General features: G+C 43.6%; 13 protein-coding genes and 1 pseudogene. 4 read left to right on the forward strand and 10 right to left on the reverse strand.

What is annotated here, in order from left to right; all coding sequences use genetic code 11:
- Positions 1-37: 37 nt before the first annotated feature.
- The 5 genes and pseudogenes from M1P97_RS03950 to M1P97_RS03970 all read right to left on the reverse strand — a co-directional run bounded on the left by M1P97_RS03950 (position 38) and on the right by M1P97_RS03970 (position 7,414).
- Positions 38-1,786, reverse strand: coding sequence for a RagB/SusD family nutrient uptake outer membrane protein (locus M1P97_RS03950; RefSeq protein WP_249388443.1), 1,749 nt, complete (start codon positions 1,784-1,786; stop codon positions 38-40).
- A gap of 31 nt (positions 1,787-1,817) precedes the next feature.
- Positions 1,818-4,832 carry a SusC/RagA family TonB-linked outer membrane protein gene (locus tag M1P97_RS03955; protein ID WP_249388444.1) on the reverse strand — a complete coding sequence of 1,005 codons (3,015 nt, stop codon included), beginning with the start codon at positions 4,830-4,832 and terminating at the stop codon, positions 1,818-1,820.
- Positions 4,833-5,272: 440 nt separating this feature from the next.
- Positions 5,273-5,419: pseudogene (locus tag M1P97_RS03960) on the reverse strand (Rpn family recombination-promoting nuclease/putative transposase); the annotation flags it as partial.
- A gap of 8 nt (positions 5,420-5,427) precedes the next feature.
- The gene (locus tag M1P97_RS03965) at positions 5,428-6,465 is read right to left on the reverse strand and encodes an endonuclease/exonuclease/phosphatase family protein (protein WP_249388445.1); all 1,038 of its coding nucleotides are present in this window, start codon (positions 6,463-6,465) and stop codon (positions 5,428-5,430) included.
- A 61-nt stretch (positions 6,466-6,526) separates the two neighbouring features.
- On the reverse strand, positions 6,527-7,414 hold the full coding sequence (locus M1P97_RS03970) for an AraC family transcriptional regulator (RefSeq protein ID WP_195375124.1): 888 nt from the start codon (positions 7,412-7,414) through the stop codon (positions 6,527-6,529).
- A 105-nt stretch (positions 7,415-7,519) separates the two neighbouring features.
- Here M1P97_RS03970 and M1P97_RS03975 point away from each other — a divergent pair, with 105 nt between their 5' ends.
- The gene (locus tag M1P97_RS03975) at positions 7,520-8,263 is read left to right on the forward strand and encodes an SDR family NAD(P)-dependent oxidoreductase (RefSeq protein ID WP_075555852.1); all 744 of its coding nucleotides are present in this window, start codon (positions 7,520-7,522) and stop codon (positions 8,261-8,263) included.
- A 1-nt stretch (position 8,264) separates the two neighbouring features.
- Here M1P97_RS03975 and M1P97_RS03980 read toward each other — a convergent pair whose 3' ends face one another.
- On the reverse strand, positions 8,265-9,089 hold the full coding sequence (locus tag M1P97_RS03980; protein ID WP_249388446.1) for a hypothetical protein: 825 nt from the start codon (positions 9,087-9,089) through the stop codon (positions 8,265-8,267).
- Between the two features lie 163 nt (positions 9,090-9,252).
- Between M1P97_RS03980 and M1P97_RS03985 the strand changes: the two genes are divergently transcribed.
- From M1P97_RS03985 to M1P97_RS03995, 3 genes are read left to right on the forward strand one after another with little or no spacing between them, the layout of a single operon-like run.
- Positions 9,253-9,801, forward strand: a complete 549-nt coding sequence (locus tag M1P97_RS03985; RefSeq protein WP_195375126.1) for an RNA polymerase sigma factor — start codon at positions 9,253-9,255, stop codon at positions 9,799-9,801.
- Positions 9,785-11,059: an outer membrane beta-barrel protein gene (locus M1P97_RS03990; RefSeq protein ID WP_249388447.1), complete on the forward strand. Its 1,275-nt coding sequence runs from the start codon at positions 9,785-9,787 to the stop codon at positions 11,057-11,059. The genes M1P97_RS03985 and M1P97_RS03990 overlap by 17 nt, the downstream gene beginning before the upstream one ends.
- Before the next feature lie 42 nt (positions 11,060-11,101).
- Positions 11,102-12,367: an LVIVD repeat-containing protein gene (locus M1P97_RS03995; RefSeq protein ID WP_249388448.1), complete on the forward strand. Its 1,266-nt coding sequence runs from the start codon at positions 11,102-11,104 to the stop codon at positions 12,365-12,367.
- Between the two features lie 49 nt (positions 12,368-12,416).
- Here the strand turns inward: M1P97_RS03995 and M1P97_RS04000 are convergent, their stop codons facing one another.
- From M1P97_RS04000 to M1P97_RS04015, 4 genes are all read right to left on the reverse strand, one after another.
- Entirely contained in the window at positions 12,417-14,084 is a 1,668-nt protein-coding gene (locus M1P97_RS04000) for a RagB/SusD family nutrient uptake outer membrane protein (protein WP_249388449.1), read from the reverse strand.
- 21 nt (positions 14,085-14,105) lie between these two features.
- Positions 14,106-17,357 carry a TonB-dependent receptor gene (locus M1P97_RS04005; RefSeq protein WP_195375129.1) on the reverse strand — a complete coding sequence of 1,084 codons (3,252 nt, stop codon included), beginning with the start codon at positions 17,355-17,357 and terminating at the stop codon, positions 14,106-14,108.
- A 115-nt stretch (positions 17,358-17,472) separates the two neighbouring features.
- Positions 17,473-18,633, reverse strand: a complete 1,161-nt coding sequence (locus M1P97_RS04010; RefSeq protein WP_249388450.1) for a FecR family protein — start codon at positions 18,631-18,633, stop codon at positions 17,473-17,475.
- A 53-nt stretch (positions 18,634-18,686) separates the two neighbouring features.
- Positions 18,687-19,208 (reverse strand): RNA polymerase sigma-70 factor, encoded by a 522-nt coding sequence (locus M1P97_RS04015; RefSeq protein WP_249388451.1) that lies wholly within the window; start codon positions 19,206-19,208, stop codon positions 18,687-18,689.

Genomic DNA, 19,208 nt, shown 5'->3' on the forward strand with positions numbered 1-19,208 from the left:
GTGTCAAAAGTCGAGGCTTTTGACACACCCTTTTACTTTATTGCCAGTCCGTTTTCTGTTCCAGGTTGAGGTTGGCATCTACTTCACTCTGCGGGATCGGGAAATATAAATGCTTCTTCTGGAGATTGCTGAAATTCTGACTGTCTATGATCTGTCCGGTAAACCGGTAACCGGTGATCATGCCGTTTTCCCAGATCGGTTCCCATACTTTCGTATCGGTCTTTCGGGCCTGCATGATCGATTTGAACTCATCGAAGCCGTACCAGCGAACCATGTCGTCCCAACGAACATTCTCACCTGCGAACTCCAGCAGTTTCTGGTTGCGCAGTTCTTCCATGATCGCCGATTTGTCTCCCAACTGTTTTTCCGGCAGGCCGGCACGAACACGGATACGGTTGATATCCCTCATGGCACCGGCATTATCACCCGTTTCCAGGCAGGCTTCCGCATGCAAGAACAATACTTCGGCAAAGCGCATGATCCGGTAGTTGGTGATACGTCCGGAATTATTCGAATACATCGTACATCCCGCCTTGTTCCACCACGGTGTATGCTTCTTCATCAGGAAACGTCCTTCTTTTCCTTCGATGTCGGGATAAGCAGGACTCATGCCGCTCTTGATCCTATACTTGTCGTCACCTTCAGGAAGCGCCGTGTATTTGAAAATACTGTCGAAAGGGAAAGAGTCGAAGAATGTCTCATCTTCTTTCACATCGTTATAGTCGGAGTATTTGAAGAAACAGGTCGTATATAAACGTTTGTCCCATTTGGTGTCGGAGCCTGAAGGACGAGGTTCTGAAACAAACTGTTTGACCAGGAATGGAGATGGATGCATTTTATACCAGCCACCACCCTGGTTCAGACCCGTTCCGGCTCCCCCTTTCAGTGTCGGACCGAAATAATGACCGATCACATTCCCCATGAAAGCATTGTCGCCCGTACTGCTACCCCAAGCATCACCGGAATCACCGAATGCTTCAAAGTTGATTTCCCAGACAGATTCCTGGTTGAATTCGGTATCGTCGCGGAAGTTCTTTTCGTAATCGGCCATCAGATCGTAGCCGTAATCATTCATTACAGACTCCAGTTCGGTTTTAGCCGCAGCAAAATCACCTTTCCAGAGATAGGCTTTCCCCAGCATAGCGCTTGCCAGCCCTTGCGTCACTCGTCCGGCTTCTTCGCTGGGACGCGTTTTAGGCAGACGTGCCTTTGCCTCTTTCAGGTCGGCGATTGCCTGATCCAGGATTGCTTCGGCAGAAGATAACGGGTGGGCTTCCGGGTCCGCATCCTGAGGCAGGGTACGGAGAACACCTTCGTTAAAATCGGTACGTACACGGAAGTACCAGAAACCGCGCAGGCAATAAGCTTCGCCTAAAAGCTGGTCGAGTTTCGTTTTGTCCATATCTACATTCGGAGCTCTGTACAGGAACTCGTTGGCAAGCTGGATACCTGTGTATATATATCCCCAGCAACCGTTTCCGGTATTCGGGGTATTGGTAAAGGCCAGTGTCTCCCAGGTGCTGGCTTCTTCGCCGCGGGTAGGATACATGTCGTCGGCTCGCATCTGGTAGTGCAGGATACCTTCATAACCTCCGTAGTATCCCCAGCTCATACGGCGTATCGGATTATAAGCGGCAGACAGCCCTTTCATGACATTCGCCTCATTCACCCAGAAGGTGGCGGGTGTCTGGTTGTTGGGATTGACTTCATTCAGGAAGCTATCGCTACAGGAAGTCATAAGCATCGGGACTATCGCCAGCGAAACTATATATTTCTTGAAATTCATATTCATATCGTTTTAGATTTTACATAATTAATTAGAAGTTCAACTGCAGACCGAAAGTGATAGTACGTGCCGAAGGATAACGGCCGTCGTCGCAACCGCGGGTCATGATGCTGGAGTCGCTGTCGGCTACACCCAGGTCGGGGGTATATCCTTTGTAGCTGGTGATAGTGAACATATTTTCCATAGCGGTGTACACTCTCAGGCTCTGCATTTTAGCTTTCGATACCAGGGCTTTGGGCAATGTATAGCCGAGTTCCAGGGTTTTCAGGCGAAGAAACGAGCCGTTTTCGAGCCAGCGGTCGGTGTATCCCCAGTTCGTACCGTTGTTGTCGTTACCCGATATGTAGCGGGGCACGTCGGTGTTACGGTTGTTCTCGGTCCAACTGTTGGCACGTACGGTATACTGGTTGGCTGTCACTTCATTGTAAACAGTAGTGAAGTACTGCGCATTATAAATTTTATTGCCGAAGTTACCGTCGAAGAACAGGTTCAGGTCGAATCCTTTCCATTCCGCTCCCATATTGATACCCAACGTGACTTTTGGGAAAGCGCTGCCGCAATCCTGGCGGTCGAGGTTGTCGATTTTACCGTCACCGTTATAGTCTACATATTTCAAATCACCCGGTTGGGCATTCGGCTGGATCATGTTACCGTCTTTATTCACGTAGGCGTTGATCTCTTCCTGGGTTTGGAATATACCGTCGGTCTTTATGATATTGAAGTAACCGATGGGGAAACCGGTCTTTGCATAGGTGATAGCACCTTTGTCATGCGGGTTGAAACCGGTCCATTCGTCGCGCGAACCGTTTACTTTCGTCAATTCATTTTTGATGAAAGAGGCATTTACTCCTACATGATAGTAGAGTTCACCCACATTGTTACGATGTTTGATGGCAAGTTCCAGCCCTTTGTTCTCTACTGTACCGGCATTAACGACCGGCGTTTCTCCCAATCCGAAACTGCCCGGTTGAGGCATCGACAATAGCATATCTTCCGTTTTCTGTATGAAGTAATCCGCACTCAGGGTGAACATATTGTTCAGGACACTCATGTCAAGACCGATATTGATCGTTTTAGTCTTTTCCCAGGTAACATTCGACGGTGAAACCCAATTCACTCCGGTGATAGCTCCTTCCCAGAGAGAGGAACCCATTACGTTGTTCAGACCTGTGCCGACAACCGATTGGGTGGCATAGTTACCGATACCGTTCAGGTTACCGAGTGTACCGTAGCTGGCGCGTACCTTCAACTCGTTCATTGTTTCCCTGGCATTTTCAAAGAAACTCTCATTCATCACATTCCAACCGAGAGAGGCGGAAGTAAATGTTCCCCACCGATGGCCGTCTGCAAATTTGGATGAACCGTCGCGACGGATAGAGGCTGACAACATATAACGGTCGGCATACGAGTACATCACACGTCCGAACATGGAGATCATTGTATTAGCCCAGGCGCTGCCGCTGGTGGTTTGTGTGGAAACGGAGCCGGCTCCGATAGTGTTCAGTCCTTCGGGTAATCCCGTACGACCGGCACCGAAACCGCGCTGGCTGTTTTTCTGTGAAGAATAACCTACCAGGCCCGATACGGTATGGTCTCCGAATGTATTATCATAATTGATCGTGTTCTCGATCAGCCAGCTGTTTTCCCAACTTGTGTCTTCACTTAATTTGTAATCAGGATTCTGAGAGGTGGAACTGAATACATAAGGAACTGTGTAGTTGTAATTGCGGCGGGTATACTTATTGATACCGACGTTGAATTTGTATTTCAGTCCTTTCAGTCCGAGGTCTACTTCGGCGAAACCATTCAATAGGATATCGGTACCATGATTCTGGATGTCATACGCTTCTGCCCAGCCTACCGGGTTGTCGCCACGTGTCCAGGTCGGGGCTTGTCCCCAGGTACCGTCTTCATTATATGGTTTCCACATCGGAACCGCTGTCAGGGGAGAGGTGAAGGATACGCTTTCTTTATCCTTCTGCCAGAACTTCATCATGATGGTCGAACCCATGCGTACATGGTTGTTGAACAGGGAGAATGTATTCTTGGCACGGATGTTCCAGGCTTCATAGCCGGTCGTCTTAACGATACCGTCCTGTTTCAGGTAACTGCCGGAAAGGTTATAGGTGGAAGTTTTGTTACCTCCGGATACGTTCAGGCCGACTTTGCTTACCATGGCTGTACCGTACAGTTCTTTCTGCCAGTCGGTTCCTTTGCCTCCGCTCCAGTTGACCAGTTCGTCGGCTGTGCTGTAACCTGTCATCTTGGCGAAATCGCGCAACTGGTTACCATCCATTACGTCGATATATTTGGCTACGGACTGTATACCGGTATAAGCGTCTACGGAAATACGGGTCGGTGTTTCCAAACGTCCGCCTTTGGTGGTGATCAGTACAACCCCATTGGCGGCACGCGAACCGTAGATGGAAGCGGCGGAAGCATCTTTCAATACTTCGAGGGACTGGATATCCGACGGGTCTACCATATTGATATCTCCATATACACCGTCGATCACATACAACGGGGTGGTAGAGCTCATCGAGCTGATACCACGGATGTTAATGTTCATGCCTTCACCGGGTTGTCCGTTGGGTGTCGATACGGTGACACCGGCGATACGTCCCTGCAGGGCGGAAGAAGCACTACGTGCGACACTGGCCTGCAACTCTTTTCCGGAGACGGAAGCAACGGCTCCTGTCAGGTGACTTTTCTTTACCGTACCGTAACCGATAACGACTACTTCATCCAATAATTCGCCGTCGGCCATGGTGATGTTGATTTCGTTTCTGTTACCCACTGTCACGGTCGACGGTTGCATACCTACATAGGAAAATTCGAGCACTTGTCCCGGCTCTGCCTGAATAGTATAGTTACCATCGATGTCGGTAGTGGTTCCTTGTGTGGTTCCTTTGATAACAACTGTCGCTCCAATGACCGGATTGTTTTCCGAGTCTTTTACCGTACCTTTTACGGTCATTGCCTGCTGCGCCCAACTCGCGAGAGTGAATGCGCCCAGCAATAATGAGAAAGCTAGTTTTCTGTTCATAATGTTTGTTTAAAGATTAATTACTATTTCATCTGATGCAAAGATAGAGGGGACAGGAGGGCGAAATCAAGTAGGATTTTTGCGATTAGTAATGATTATTTATCAAATTTTTAAATATGTCCCCCTGTTGTTTTAGGCTTTATTTACTGAAAAGACGGAGCGTATGGGGAAGGATGAAGGAAAAAAGAGAATTGGGGAGTTAAGATTTTATCAGGTTGTGATAAATTAGTATTGTGTTGTTTAACATGGAGATAAGAGAGCGGAATGCTGTATGTGTTATTATTTGGTGTGTGTGGCTTTGACTTATTGTAAGATGTATAATGAAAGAAAGTATGAGCCGGTGCGAATGGTTCACGTTTGATAATAACAGAAACAAAATCAGCCGGGTTGTTATGCATTTAAAACAACCTGGCTGATTCAATATATTATACAATCACAAATTACAATTTGTCAATCTCTTTCACCGACAATCCGGTACATTGGGCTATTGTTTCAGTATTTATTCCCTGTTTTTTCATATTCGCAGCGATAAGGTGCTGACCTTTCTTTAAGCCCTTCTCCAATCCTTTCTCCTTAGCTTCTTCCACCTCTGTGATTATCTTGTGAGCTGGAATGTGGCCAGAACGGCTTTATGGTCGGTAGGCCAGATTCCTTGCGGTTCGATAATCGGGTCGGCTGTATTTTCAGTTACCCGTTCGCCACGTAGGATATCGCCTTTAGGTCCGACGATCGTTACGTCTGTCAGGTTCAGTCCTTCGAAAGGAGCATACATGATAAAGTCGATGCGGTCGCGGTCATCGGCTTCGGGTGACCAGACCAGTTTTTCTAGTGCGATATCAGGGCAGTCTCCCGGACAGGTAAATCCCGGGTGAGTAACCGGATCAGGATATTTTTCACGATAAGAATCTTTGTATCCGGCTTTTTCCAGCATAACGGAAACGTCCCAGGGGACAATCAGTCCGTAATGGTCGCGCATATCTTTCGTTGCTTCCGTCCAGTCCAGATGGGAAGGTTCGTTGAAGTCGCCACCCAGGATAACGATACGGCCGGCAGCTTTGTCTTTTTCGGCAACGCTGATGAAACGGGCCATTGCGTCGTCTCTTACGGAGGCACGGTTCAATAGCAGGATAGAGTCGAGGCTGGTAACCGGTTCTATCTTTTCCCAGTCGTTACCGTCATATCCGCGTGCATCGTAATAAGCGCAGTTACGGTAATCCAGATGGGCTGTATAGACGGCAAATTCCTGATTGCCTTTCTTCGTAACCAGGCGGTAAATACTACCCCGGTCGTCATTCAGGGGATAAACGGTACTGCTGTCGCTGATCGGATAGCGGCTCAACAGGCCGGAGTCTTCGGTGTAGAATGAATAATACGTCTGTCCGCGTTCTTTCAAAGCCTCGACGATACGGTCGCAGAAACGGGTGTTGTGATAATTACGGACTTCACTCAATGTAACGAAATCGGCATCGCTGCGGACAATCTCGTCGGCTACGGCGTCGAAACCACCTTTTACCACGGTACCTTCCTGCCAGATATTAAATTGCAGAACTTTAAATGTCTCTGTCTTTTGACAGGATGAAAAACAAAAAACAGCGAGTAACAACACGAGTGCTGTAAATAAATGCTTTTTCATGATATGTGTCTTTATGTATTTTATTTAGCTCCGCGAAATTAGTTATTTTATCAGGGCTGAACTAAACAATTACCTTCTTTTTTCGATAGTTTTCTCTAAACTCTGTCGGTGGCATCCCTTTTTTCTTCTTGAAGATCCGGTTGAAATTCGACAGGTTGTTGAAGCCGCAGGCATATCCGATCTCTGCTACCGATTGTGATGAGTCGATCAGGGCACGTATGGCAAACCCCAGGCGGATGTCCGTCAGAAAGTCTACAAAACTTTTCGAAGTGCGTTGCTTGATATACCGGCAGAAAGACGGTTCGCTCATATTGATCAGGTCGGCTACGTCCGACAGGCGAAGCTGTTTGTCGTAATTCTTATTCAGATAATCGATCACTTTATTGATACGCGGATCTTTTTCGTGAGGCTTTTCCTGACGGATGAACGAATGGCTGGCCAGTTCCCGGATATCTTCCGAAAGGGAAAGCTCGTGCAGGATCATAAGTAACTTCATGACCGAGTAGAAGCCATCGGTCTCACAGGTGATGGTCTTCAGTAACGGACGCACTTTGTTGATCGCCTGCGTACCGAACGCAACCCCTTTCTGTGCCCGTTCGAAAAGTGTCTTGATGCTCTCGAATTGGCTCCTGTCCAATAATTCGTCCGGCAACGACGAACGGTGGAACTGGATGGTTATCTCGTGTATACTTTGCGATTTGCATTCGTGGTTTACCCATGCATGTTCCAGTTTCGGATTTGTAATCAGTACCAACTCATCGTCTCCAATCGTTTCAACGGAATCCCCAACTATACGTTGCGCCCCCTTGGCGTGTTCTATGAAGTTTAATTCATACTCCGGATGTACGTGGATTGGAAAGTTGAATGTAGATTTGAGACGCTCGATAACGATAAAACAATCTTTGGAAGATAGTGGCGATACTTCCTTAAATAATTCGGTTCCAATCATATATTATAGTATTTCGTATACGCAAATATAAATAATTATTCCATCTATTGGAACAAACTGTCATCTTTTCTTATCTTTGCAAGCTACAATCAAACACGATGCATCATGGATGGTAAGAGAGTCTTTGTAACCGGTGGTGCCAAGGGCATAGGGGAATCAATTGTTTCTGCATTCTGTAAAATAGGAGCCCGGGTTGCTTTTTGTGATACAGACGAAAAAGCGGCTGAACGTTTGTGCGACCTTATGCCATCATACGTGCAGTTCTTTAAGGCTGATGTAAGTGATGAAAAAGCTCTTCAAGAAGTTATCAACAGACTTATCAACATGTGGGGAGACGTGGATGTGATTGTTAACAATGTGGGGATCAGTGAGTTTTCCCCATTGGTCGATACAAGTATTGAACAGTTCGACAGGATACTATCAACAAACCTGCGGCCGGTGTTTATAACTTCACGCGCACTGGCTATTCACCGGAACAATGAGGAAGGAAAGAAACGTTACGGACGGATCATCAATATTGCTTCTTCCCGTTATTTGCAGAGTGAACCGGGTTCGGAGGGATATGCCGCTTCCAAAGGTGGAATTGTTTCCCTGACGCATGCCTTAGCGCTTTCTTTCAGTGATTATAATATTACGGTAAACTGTATCAGTCCCGGTTGGATACAAAACGAAGACTACCGTTTGTTGAAACCGGCCGACCACAAACAACATCCTTCCGGCCGTGTAGGCCGTCCTTCGGACATTGCAAGCGCCTGCCTTTTCCTGGCTGCCCCTGAAAATGATTTCATCAACGGGCAGAACATCGTTATCGACGGGGGAATGACAAAAAAGATGATTTATGTAGAATAAATCAATTGAACCCGATTCTTATATTTTTGTTTTTTAATGCAGGGTAGATGAGGAACTGGGGATCCATCCGCTTGTTCCACGGATTGTATTCGAAGTTTACACCGATACCGATGCCGATATCATCTTTCACTTTGAATTCGAAAGCACCACCTACGCTCGTATGATTATAAAACGGATTCAGCAGCATTTGCGGATTGTTCCGTTCCTTTTTCTCGTAAAAGGTATATTGTGCCCAACTTCTGAGAGTCAGCCAATCGGTAGCCTCATAACTGGCAGTCGCATTGAATCCTCCCATAAAGTCGGGGCTGGGATTGAATGGTGTGAAATAGCGTCCGGCAAAGGCTCCTCCCGTCAATGTCCAGCGATCCTGCTGCCATACCAACGATGAACTGATCTGGGTCAGACCTCCTGCACCGGGCCAGGTATATTGTTCACCGACTGTCAGCAGACCGGTAGTCTCGCTGATTGGAGTGAATGAAAACTCCTGGAAATCGAATGCCATCGGCGATACACGGCGTATCATCGGAGCAAATACATTAAAGAAAGGACGGTAAGCAAGAGACAATACTTGCATATCCATCGGACGCTCGTCTACCAGGGGAGGAAAGTCGGGGGTAAATTCCCTGAGCTTCTTTTCCAGGTCCGTCCGGGTAGATGGAGTATATGTTTTATAGGAGAATTCCGGAATATTGAAGTCAAATTGTTTAAACTTGGGAACAGCCGTAACTTTCCCTTCACGATTAAGAACAAAGTCCATAGTGGACTGGGCACGACTCTGAAAAATACATGCCACCAATATTACTATTATAAAATATCCCCGCTTCATACACAACATCATTTTATTGTTGCGAAGTTAGATTATTTACTTTAAAATAAGCAATTTATTCAACCCCTATTTCTCTAAAAAATATTTATTTTGTATTTTCTTCATTGTTGTTGCAACTTTCGGGAGAATGTTTTCATCATACAAATAGAGAGTAATATTACCTATGGACGAACAGCTGTTAATTGCCGGATGCAAGCGTGGGGAGTCGTGGGCTCGTAAAGAATTGTACGAGCAATATGCCCCTATGATGATGAGCGTATGCATGCGGTACGTAAATAACAGGGAAACTGCTCGCGATTTGTTGCAAGACGGATTCATTAAGATATTCACCAAGATAGGGAGCTATACAGGTACCGGGGCGTTTCCCGGATGGGTGAGGCGGGTGTTTGTTACAACAGCTCTTGAATATCTGCGAAAAAATGATGCAATCCGGTTGAGCGTTAATTTTGACGAATGCGGGGAGTTTCCGGATGAGGTGGATGTATCGGTCTTGGACCGTTTATCCGCCGACGACCTGCATGCCTGTATCGCTCGTCTGCCAAATGGCTACCGGACGGTCTTTAACCTTTATGCCATAGAGGGTTACTCTCATAGCGAAATAGCCGAGATGTTGCATATCAGCGAAGTTACTTCGCGGACGCAGTTCATTCGTGCGAGGAAAGTGTTACAAAAAAGTGTTCAATTATTAATCAAGCATGAAAATGCGCAGTGATACGGATCATAGAGAACAGTTGGATGATTTCAGCGAATTCATGAAGCGGAAACTGGAAGACCACCGGTTGCCTGTTGATGATCTTTGCTGGGAGGAAATCGAGCCGCGTATGAAGTCCCGCCAACGGAACCTCCTCTGGTGGATCGGTAGCTCTGTGGCTGCTGCCATCGCTGTAATGCTGTTGTTACTCCCTTTTCGGATGGAGGAGAAACTGAGCGAGAAGATAAATGAACAGATGGCTTCCGCATTAACGGAAGAAGAAATAGTACCGGATAGTATTGAAGTTTTTCCGGATGAAGTGGTAATTCCTGTCGATAAGACAGTTCATACAAAGAAACTGATCGCCGCAGTATCTGTAAAACAACCTGTTGTAAATATGGATGAACAGCCGGATGGGATTGTAACAGACCTACAGCCGGGAATGGAGCAAGAAATAGATAATATTGAAGAAACTCCTGCAGCAGAACCTGAAAAAGAAGAGAAAAAAGAGTCGAAGAAACAAATCGACTTAAATAATTACGATTCGAAAAAATATCGCTTTGCTTCGCCGAATAAGGGGAAGAAGGAGAAAAGGAACTGGTCGGTAAATGCTTCGCTCGGGACAGGGGGAGATGTCTCTCTTAATTTATTAGGGAATGATAATGCTGTTTTCGATAATGATTTAAACAATAGTGTTAACCCCGGTCCTCCCATCATTCCACCGGTAGTCGATCCTCCTTATACGAATAACGGAATGATCCCTGCAGAAAATTATGGAGATATAGATTGTTCGTTACCACTTTCTTTCGGTATGACCGTACGGAAAGATTTCAGCCGGTATATTGGAGTCGAAACAGGTTTGGTATATACCTATTTATCATCGCGTATGAGCCAGGGTGGCAAAGTTTCTTACAATTCCAGACTCAATCTGCATTATCTGGGTATACCGGTCAATCTGGTTGTCAACTTATGGGATAATCCGAAATGGAATATATACCTGTCGGGAGGCATGATGCTGGAAAAAGGGTTGAGATCGAAACAGATACAACATACATATTCCCTGAGTGGCATGGAGACATTGGTGGAAAAGAAAGGTATTTCCGGCGTACAATGGTCGCTGAACGGATCGGTAGGCGTTTCCTATCGTCTGTACCGGGAGTGGAGCCTCTATCTTGAACCACGTATTTCCTACTATTTCAATAATGACCAGCCGGTTAGTATCCGTACCGAGAACTCGGTAATCATTGGATTAGGGGCCGGTTTCCGCTTTGAATTCTAATAATATATTATATAGAGTATTAATCAACAAAATTTGTATAAGATGAAAAAACTAATGTACCTGTTTTTTATGTCGGTGATCTGTATGTTGTACGGATGTAACGACGATATGAAAGTGAAGGAAACGATTACCTTTACAGTGAATAAACCGATTTTAATGTCTGCGGATGCTTTTCGTTCTTCCGTGAAGGTGAAAACGCAGCCGGAAGAGATCACCCAACAGGGTAAGATCTGTTTTTATGAAGGTTATCTCTATATTTCCGAGCCGGGAAAAGGTATCCATATCATTGATAACCGTAACCCCTCGTCTCCGTCTCCGGTTGGTTTTATAGAATTGATCGGTAACGCCGATGTGGCTATCCGTAATAATATGTTGTATGCCGACTCGTATGTCGATCTGGTTTGGTTCGATATCACTAACCCGGCCTTACCGGTATTAAAGAACCGGTTGGAAAATGTATTTCCTTATGCATTTCCTCCTGTTGAAGAAGGAACGATCGATTATCCGATGTGTGAAACGGCAGCCGCAAATTCACAGATCGTAGTGGGATGGACTCAGGTAGAGGAGAGTTATACATATGAGTATTATAAGGATCAGATAATGTATAATGATGCTATGACGAATTCGTCGGGTAACAGTTCCGGAAGTTCAACTGGTGTGAACGGTTCGATGTCCCGTTTTGGTTTCTATCAGCATTATCTTTATGTAGTGTTGAACAACCAGATGAGTATCTTCGACCTGTCAGGGGATAAACCTGTTAAAGCTGTTGATAATATCGGTATCGGCAGTAATGTGGAGACTATTTTCAGTTATAAGGATTATATGTTTATGGGAACTCCTACCGGTATGTTGATCTATTCTGTTGCTGATCCGTTAAATCCGGAATATCAGTCGATGATGTGGCATGTATATGGTTGCGATCCGGTAGTTGTCGAGGATGATATCGCTTATGTGACTGTTCATGCCGGTAATAATTGCGGACAGAATTTCAATGAACTGATCATTCTGGATGTGAAAGATGTAAAGAATCCCCAGCCGATTGTCTCTTATACCATGACCAAACCGAAAGGCCTCGGTATCGACAACGGAACACTCTTCCTCTGTGACGATGGCCTGAAGATCTATAATGCCTCCGATCCGCAGACACTGATGGCAAACCGTCTGGCTCATTACTCGGGTATGGAAGGGTACGATGTGATTCCGCATGATAACGTATTAATGATGATTGCAGATGACGGTATCTATCAGTACGATTATTCGAATCTGAAAGAGATTAAGCAGTTGAGTAAACTGGCGGTGAAGAAGTAATAAATACAAAAGAGGAAATCCTGTTAAAGGATTTCCTCTTTTGTATTTATTACCAACCGGTAGGTTGGCTGATGTTCGGATTGGCTGTCACTTCCTGTTGTGGCAATGGCCATGAATCGTATTTAGGAAATATACAATTACGTGTTTCAATTGTAACGTACGAATTGTCATTGGGGTTCCAGGCTCCGTAAATTGTGCCTTTCATCACTTCGTTACCGATGTTCCAACGGCGGATATCATCGTAGCGTTTGCCTTCGAAGCAAAGTTCAATACGACGTTCGCGACGATATAATTCACGTACTTTTTCCTGTGTATTGTAAACCGATTTATCCATATTCGGCATACCGGCGCGATGACGGATCATATTAATGTATTTTTCTACATCCGGATTTTGCCAGTCTCCTGTTTCTACCAGGCATTCAACGTAATCCAATAACACTTCTGCGTATCGGTAGATCATGAAATCAAGGCTACCTCCGGCTGATGCGCGATCTTGCTCGTCGATATACTTTTTCACTAAATAGCCTGAACGGGATGCTCCACTTTTGCCTATATAGTCACTGCTATTCGGATTAAACGGCTCAAATGTGTAATTGGAGATCGACGTATTATCGTTCGGCAGTAAAATCGTTGCATACAAACGAGGGTCTCTTGCTTTATATAACGGATCTTTTTGATATTGTTCGCGTTCTGATGCCGGAAGAGACTGGATTGTTTTTCCATCAATTGTTTCGTATGTATCGATCAATGATTTTAATGGTGCACTTACGCCCTGCCCTCCCAGTATGGTAGACATGTTTCGGAACCATATATTATCCAATCCGTTGGATTTGAACATTATTCGTTCTTTGTTCTGTTCACCCGCATAACTGAACAAATCGCGGTAGTTCTTACCGGGATCATCGTTTTCCGAAGATGAATAATAGAGTTCAAAAACACCGGAATCGATTATTTTTTTTGCTGCATCTTTTGCTATATCGTATTGATGGAATTGTAGGTTAATATCCATTTTCAATGCTAAAGTGGTAGCTTTTGACATACGATCGCGACGTCCTTCATCCCATAAGAAAGGAAATACATCATTATCTGTAATACTCAGTACTTCATCCAATTCACGATTGATAAACTCCAGACATTCGTTGACGGTATTACGGGCTTTGTAGATGTCGGCCGGGAGCAATGATTCTTCTACAATAGGTATACCATCGTTGCGACCATACCAGTTGAGTAAACGGATATGGTACCATGCACGCCAAATCTTAGCTTCAGCCTTCATTCTCGTACGTTCTCTTTCATCTGCAAAATATGCATTATCAACGTGCTCCAGAAAACGGTTACAGCGTCGTATGCGAAGATAATAGTTTTTCCAGGCATCAAAATAATACTCCCAACCGGTCGGTTTGTTGTTGTCTGTGGGAGGAACGAGCGAACCATTACCTAAGTTAACTATACGTTGGTCGAAATTAGAATAAAAGTACATGTTATCGGTTGCTCCTTCCAGGAAGACAAGGCTCAATTCATCGCCTCCCCAGGCACCTTTTACCCAAAGCTTGCATTGATCCAATGCAGCAGAGCATTCATTCATGGTAGCCCAAAATTGGTCGTCGGAAACCTCTGTAGGATGATTTCTTTCCAAAAAATCATTACATCCGCTAAAAATCGACATTGTGCAGGATAGTAATGCTATTTTTACTGTTGATATTGTATTCAGTTTCATAATTTGAAATTTATAATCGGATTAGAAATTAAGACTTACACCCGCAGAATATGTCCGGACAAGCGGATAAGAACCTCTTTGACCGCGGTTTTCCGGATCTGTTAGTTTTTCTTTTGCAAAAGTGAATGGGTTCTGTGCATTCAAATACACATAAATATTAGTGATCCCAATTTTCTTTAGTCCCAACTGATCGAATGTATAGCCTAACTGTATGGATTTAACACGGCAGAAACTGGCATCAAAATACCAGAAGTCGGATGTGTGATAGTTATTTCCATAAGAAGAATTAGGAGCAAGTCGTGGATAACGTGCATTGATATTTTCCGGAGTCCAGTAATCCAGTTGGGCTTTCAATGGAGTAGAGCCGTCACCGGATGTATTCAGACCAAATGAAAAAGGTTCCGAATAATAAGCATCCACACCTGTTACACCCTGAAACAATACATCCAGACTCCATTTTCTATAGTTTAAAGAAATATTGGCAAAGTAACTTAGATCAGGTTGTTCCGAACCTCTGATTTCCCGGTCATCTGTTGTAATTTTACCATCATTGTCTCTGTCAATGTAGTGAATATCACCTGGCTGTTGGCCATCGAAAATAACAACACCTTCTTTGGGTATCCATTCTCCGGCTTCATTTTTTGTGAAATCACTTTCTTGTAGTAAGCCGTTGGTAGGATAAATATAATAACTGTCTAAAGCGTATCCTATCTGATTGATTTTATTCCCCTTGTCATAAGGAGCTCCAAATAATTCTTCAATTTTATTCTTGTTTTGGGATAGGCCTCCATGAATGTTGAAACCAAAGTCTTTTGTTAGTTGTTTGCCATAATTCACATCCAGTTCCCAACCTCTGTTACGTACCGTTCCTGAGTTGATAGGAGCAGAGCCGATGCCACCGATAAAGGAAATAGGAGGTTCTATAATCATATCGGTTGTTTTCTTATCGTAATATTCGAACGTAACGGCAAAATCTCTGAACAAGCGGATATCTGTACCGATATTTAGCATATGTACTGTTTCCCATGTGATATCCGGGTTTCCAAATACTGTTTCATTACCATTTGTTCCATCGATAAGCGTCTGATATTTGTATAACCCGATATTCTCATTACCGAGTAATCCGTAAGAAGCTCTAAGTTTGAATTCGTTCAGTTTACTCTTGAGTGGTCTCATGAATGCTTCTTCATGAATATTCCATCCGGCTGCAACAGAGGGAAATACTCCGAATTTATTGCCTTTACCAAAACGGGAAGAACCGTCCCGGCGAATTGTCCCTTCTATCAGGTAACGACGGTCGTATGTGTAATTCGCTTTTGCAAATAAAGAAGCCATGGCCCATTGATCCCAGTCGCCGTTGTTCGTTAACTCCTGATTGTATCCTCCGATAGCGAACAGACGGTGCTTTTTGCGTTCTAAAGTATATTCTGCAGTAGCTCCGATATAGTAGTAGCTGGAACGTCCTTTTTCCGCTCCGTGATAAGCCGACCATGTTTGCAGGAATGCTCCGGAATTGTAATCAAAGAAATTCCAGGCAGCACGTTCCTCTCTCTTGGCACTACTGCTTACCCGATAAGAATACTGGCCACGTAAAACTAAATTCGGGATCACTTCCCAACGGGGAGCAATATTGATACTGACATTGTCTTCCAGATAATTTCTGATACCTCCACGTTCCATCAAAGCTGCCGGGTTTCGTTGTTCCGGACGGTTTCCATAATAGACTTGATTGTTACCCTCTTTCATCGGATAACGTGCTACTGTTGTCGGAGGTGTTGAATACAGATAATCCAATACGCCTGTTAATGGTTCATCCCGATTGGTACGGTATGAATTGAAGTCCATGTTTACAGATAAATTATCTAACAGACTGACAGATGTGTTTGCCCGAATATTCAGTCGGTCTGAATTCGTGTTATCTATCAATGCGTCATTTTTAAGATAATTGGCCGTCAAGGCAAAACGTGCCAGGTTACCACCTCCCGATACGGAAACGGAATGACTTTGAACAGAGCCGTTTTTAAACATATAGTCAGTCCAATCGGTATTCGGATAATTGATAGGATCTTCTCCGGAAAGTGTTTTGGCGATCGCATCGTCGCTAAAAGTCGGCGAACCTCCGATATTTTTCTGGGCTACGTTGACCATTTGCATGTATTCTGCCGCATTGGCGAATTCTGGAAGATAGGTTGCTTTCTGAATACCGTAGTAACCGTTGTAAGAGACATTAATCTTACCCGGTACACCACGTTTTGTCTTTACGACAATGACACCGTTTGCTGCGCGTGAACCGTAGATCGCTGCTGCCGCCGCATCCTTCAAAACGGTAATGCTTTCAATGGTGTTTGGGTCCAGGTTATTCATATCCATGGGGACTCCGTCGACCAATACCAACGGATCGCTGCTTCCCAAGGTAGAGATACCACGTATCTTAATCGAAGCACCATCTGCTCCCGGCAGGCCGGAACCCTGTGTCACATTTAACCCGGTGATACCACCCTGTAATGATTGCGACAGGTTTGTGATAGGGCGGCTGTTCAGGTTTTTGGAAATGTCTAACGAAGCGACAGAAGAGATCGAGTTTAACTTCTTTTCTTCTGAGAATCCCGTTACAATCACTTCGTCCAACTCCTCTGTGTCTTCCGACATGGAAACAGTCAGGTTACTGATAGCACGGTTGACGACATATTCTTGTGATTTGAAACCAAGATAGTTGAAAATCAGTATGTCACCTCGTTTGGCCTTAATTGAGAAATAACCGTTCTGGTCGCTTACTGTGCCTAAAGAAGTGTTTTTAATAGTAATATTTACGCCGGCCAAAGGAAACGGAGGTTCCGAATTTTCCATAACCTGACCCTGAATAGTCCAGGCCCTGTCGTCTGTCTGGCTAACGACAGGTTGTTCGTTTTCTTTTCTAGCGATAGCAATATAATTATCTATCTGTTTGAAAGTATAGTTGTTACCGAGCACAGCCGTCAATGCCTCTTTTATGTCCGAAGTACGAATATTGACAGATACACTTTTATCACCTGCCAGCTCTTCCGTACTATAGGCGATTTTAATACCGGATTGCTGCGATATAGCATCCAGTATTTTTTCTATCCGTGCATTTTTGAAAGATAGGTTTAAAGGATGATTTTGTTCCAAAAGCGATTCAAATGCATGTGCACTAAAAGAAACTGTTGATAATAAGCCACTAAGTAATAATAAGAATAATGATCGTTTTAAGACTTTTTGTGCTTTGTAAAAGTCTTCCGATATTCTTTTTTCCATAAATTTGTAATTTACAGGTTAAACGAAAATGAAACTATTGTTTTTTTAATCTGTTACAGAGGCGGTATCTGATCCATACTGCCTTTGTTGTTTTTCATAATAAATATTTTCTACATCATTTCTCCTCCTTTATTTTTTTAATGTTAATAGTATTAGTACCTGTTCTCTCTAGCTTGACTTCTGAAGTATAACTGATAACTTCCAGCAACTTGTCAAGGTCTATATCTTTTTCAGCAATCAGTGAGTATCGGTTGTTTTTCAAGCATTCATCCTGATAAACCACTGTAAAGTCATACCAAAGTTGAAGCTTGTTGATTATTTCATCCAGTGTTGCATGTTTGAAGATGTATTTGCCGTCGATCCATGAGGTATAAAGTTCGGTATCTACTGTGCGGATATTTGTCCGGTCGTTTTCTTTGTTATAGGTAAACTGCTCGGAAGGCTTGATTATCTGTGTGTCTCCTTGATTAGCACGCACTGAAACAGAGCCTTCGATTAAGGTTGTACTTATTGTTTTGTCTTTTGCATATGAACAAACATTGAAAGTAGTTCCCAATACGTTTATTTCCATTTCGTTGGCTTTTACAATAAATGGTTTCTCCTTGTCTTTAGCTACTTCAAAGAAGGCTTCGCCTATTAAAGTTACTTCTCGTTTGTTTCCGGTAAACAATGTCGGGTAGATCAATTCTGATTCGGAGTTTAAATGAATATGTGTTCCATCGGAAAGGATCAGTTGATACGTTTTTCCTTTTGGGATGATAATATGATTATTCTGTATTTTATTCTCAGCAATTTTGTTTTTTGTTTCATAAACGAGCTTTTTTTCAGCATCATTTTTTATGGTGATATGTTTTTGTTGTCTGGCAAACGATCCTTCGTTCAACTTGATCGTTTCTCCATTCTCCAGTAATAAAGTCGGTTGGTCATAATCATTCACATTGACTTTACTGATAGGAGCTGTTTGGGGCTTATTGGTAAAGAATACGATTCCTATGGAAAGAACAATGGCAAACATTGCCGCATAGCCCAGCCATAAAGATATGTTTTTCTTTTTATGGATTGTTTGTCTTTGGATGTTTTGCCAGGCTTTGTCTACATCATATGTTTGTTCTTTTGTTTTTAGTGAAGTTTTCTGATACAATCTTTGGGTTTTAGCATACTCCGCCTGGTTTGCGTCAGATTCCTCCAACCATTTTGACAGGCAGAGCAGTTCCTCTTCAGTGGCTTCACCTGCCAGGGATGAGAGAATTATTTGATATATTGTTTCAGATGTCATTTTCTTCCTTTTTGTATATTGACAATTGAGGAAGAGAAAATGGGTAGGTGAAATCAGAAAAAAATCAGAAAAAATAAAAATGTGAGATGCTTTAGCTCTTCACGCATGATCCGGAAAGCTTCTCCTATATGGTATTTGACAGTATTTATCGAAATGTCAGATACTTCTGCAATTTCTTTATATCGCAGTCCTGTAACGCATTTCAGTAGAAATATCTCCCGGCATTTTGTTGGCAGTTTCTGTAAGGCCAGTTGCACTTCTTTTTGATAGATGAAATCTTCCTCTTCGTTCAATTGTTCTTTCCATTCTTCTCCTAAGGTTGTCAAAAAGTCTTCTTTAACGATTTCTGCTTTGTAATAATTGATACAACTATTTTTTATCGAACGATAGGCATACGGAAGAAATGTTTCTGTAGTAATAGATAGATTCTTTTTCTCCCATATGGAAATGAAAAATACCTGAACAATATCTTCCCGTACCTGGGAATCAATAATATATCTGCCTGCATAGTTACACAGGTGAGAATAATATTCCCGGAATAATTTTTCGAAGATTTGTTCGTCCAATTTTAACAT

Source organism: Parabacteroides leei (genome assembly GCF_023369805.1).
In the GTDB taxonomy this organism is placed as follows: domain Bacteria; phylum Bacteroidota; class Bacteroidia; order Bacteroidales; family Tannerellaceae; genus Parabacteroides; species Parabacteroides leei.

What these genes read in the sequence shown, in the direction of transcription:
- M1P97_RS03950 (WP_249388443.1), bottom strand. Translation starts at nt 1,786, where the DNA reads ATGAATTTCAAGAAATATATAGTTTCGCTGGCGATAGTCCCGATGCTT.
- M1P97_RS03955 (WP_249388444.1), bottom strand. Translation starts at nt 4,832, where the DNA reads ATGAACAGAAAACTAGCTTTCTCATTATTGCTGGGCGCATTCACTCTC.
- M1P97_RS03965 (WP_249388445.1), bottom strand. Translation starts at nt 6,465, where the DNA reads ATGAAAAAGCATTTATTTACAGCACTCGTGTTGTTACTCGCTGTTTTT.
- M1P97_RS03970 (WP_195375124.1), bottom strand. Translation starts at nt 7,414, where the DNA reads ATGATTGGAACCGAATTATTTAAGGAAGTATCGCCACTATCTTCCAAA.
- M1P97_RS03975 (WP_075555852.1), top strand. Translation starts at nt 7,520, where the DNA reads ATGGATGGTAAGAGAGTCTTTGTAACCGGTGGTGCCAAGGGCATAGGG.
- M1P97_RS03980 (WP_249388446.1), bottom strand. Translation starts at nt 9,089, where the DNA reads ATGAAGCGGGGATATTTTATAATAGTAATATTGGTGGCATGTATTTTT.
- M1P97_RS03985 (WP_195375126.1), top strand. Translation starts at nt 9,253, where the DNA reads ATGGACGAACAGCTGTTAATTGCCGGATGCAAGCGTGGGGAGTCGTGG.
- M1P97_RS03990 (WP_249388447.1), top strand. Translation starts at nt 9,785, where the DNA reads ATGAAAATGCGCAGTGATACGGATCATAGAGAACAGTTGGATGATTTC.
- M1P97_RS03995 (WP_249388448.1), top strand. Translation starts at nt 11,102, where the DNA reads ATGAAAAAACTAATGTACCTGTTTTTTATGTCGGTGATCTGTATGTTG.
- M1P97_RS04000 (WP_249388449.1), bottom strand. Translation starts at nt 14,084, where the DNA reads ATGAAACTGAATACAATATCAACAGTAAAAATAGCATTACTATCCTGC.
- M1P97_RS04005 (WP_195375129.1), bottom strand. Translation starts at nt 17,357, where the DNA reads ATGGAAAAAAGAATATCGGAAGACTTTTACAAAGCACAAAAAGTCTTA.
- M1P97_RS04010 (WP_249388450.1), bottom strand. Translation starts at nt 18,633, where the DNA reads ATGACATCTGAAACAATATATCAAATAATTCTCTCATCCCTGGCAGGT.
- M1P97_RS04015 (WP_249388451.1), bottom strand. Translation starts at nt 19,208, where the DNA reads ATGTTAAAATTGGACGAACAAATCTTCGAAAAATTATTCCGGGAATAT.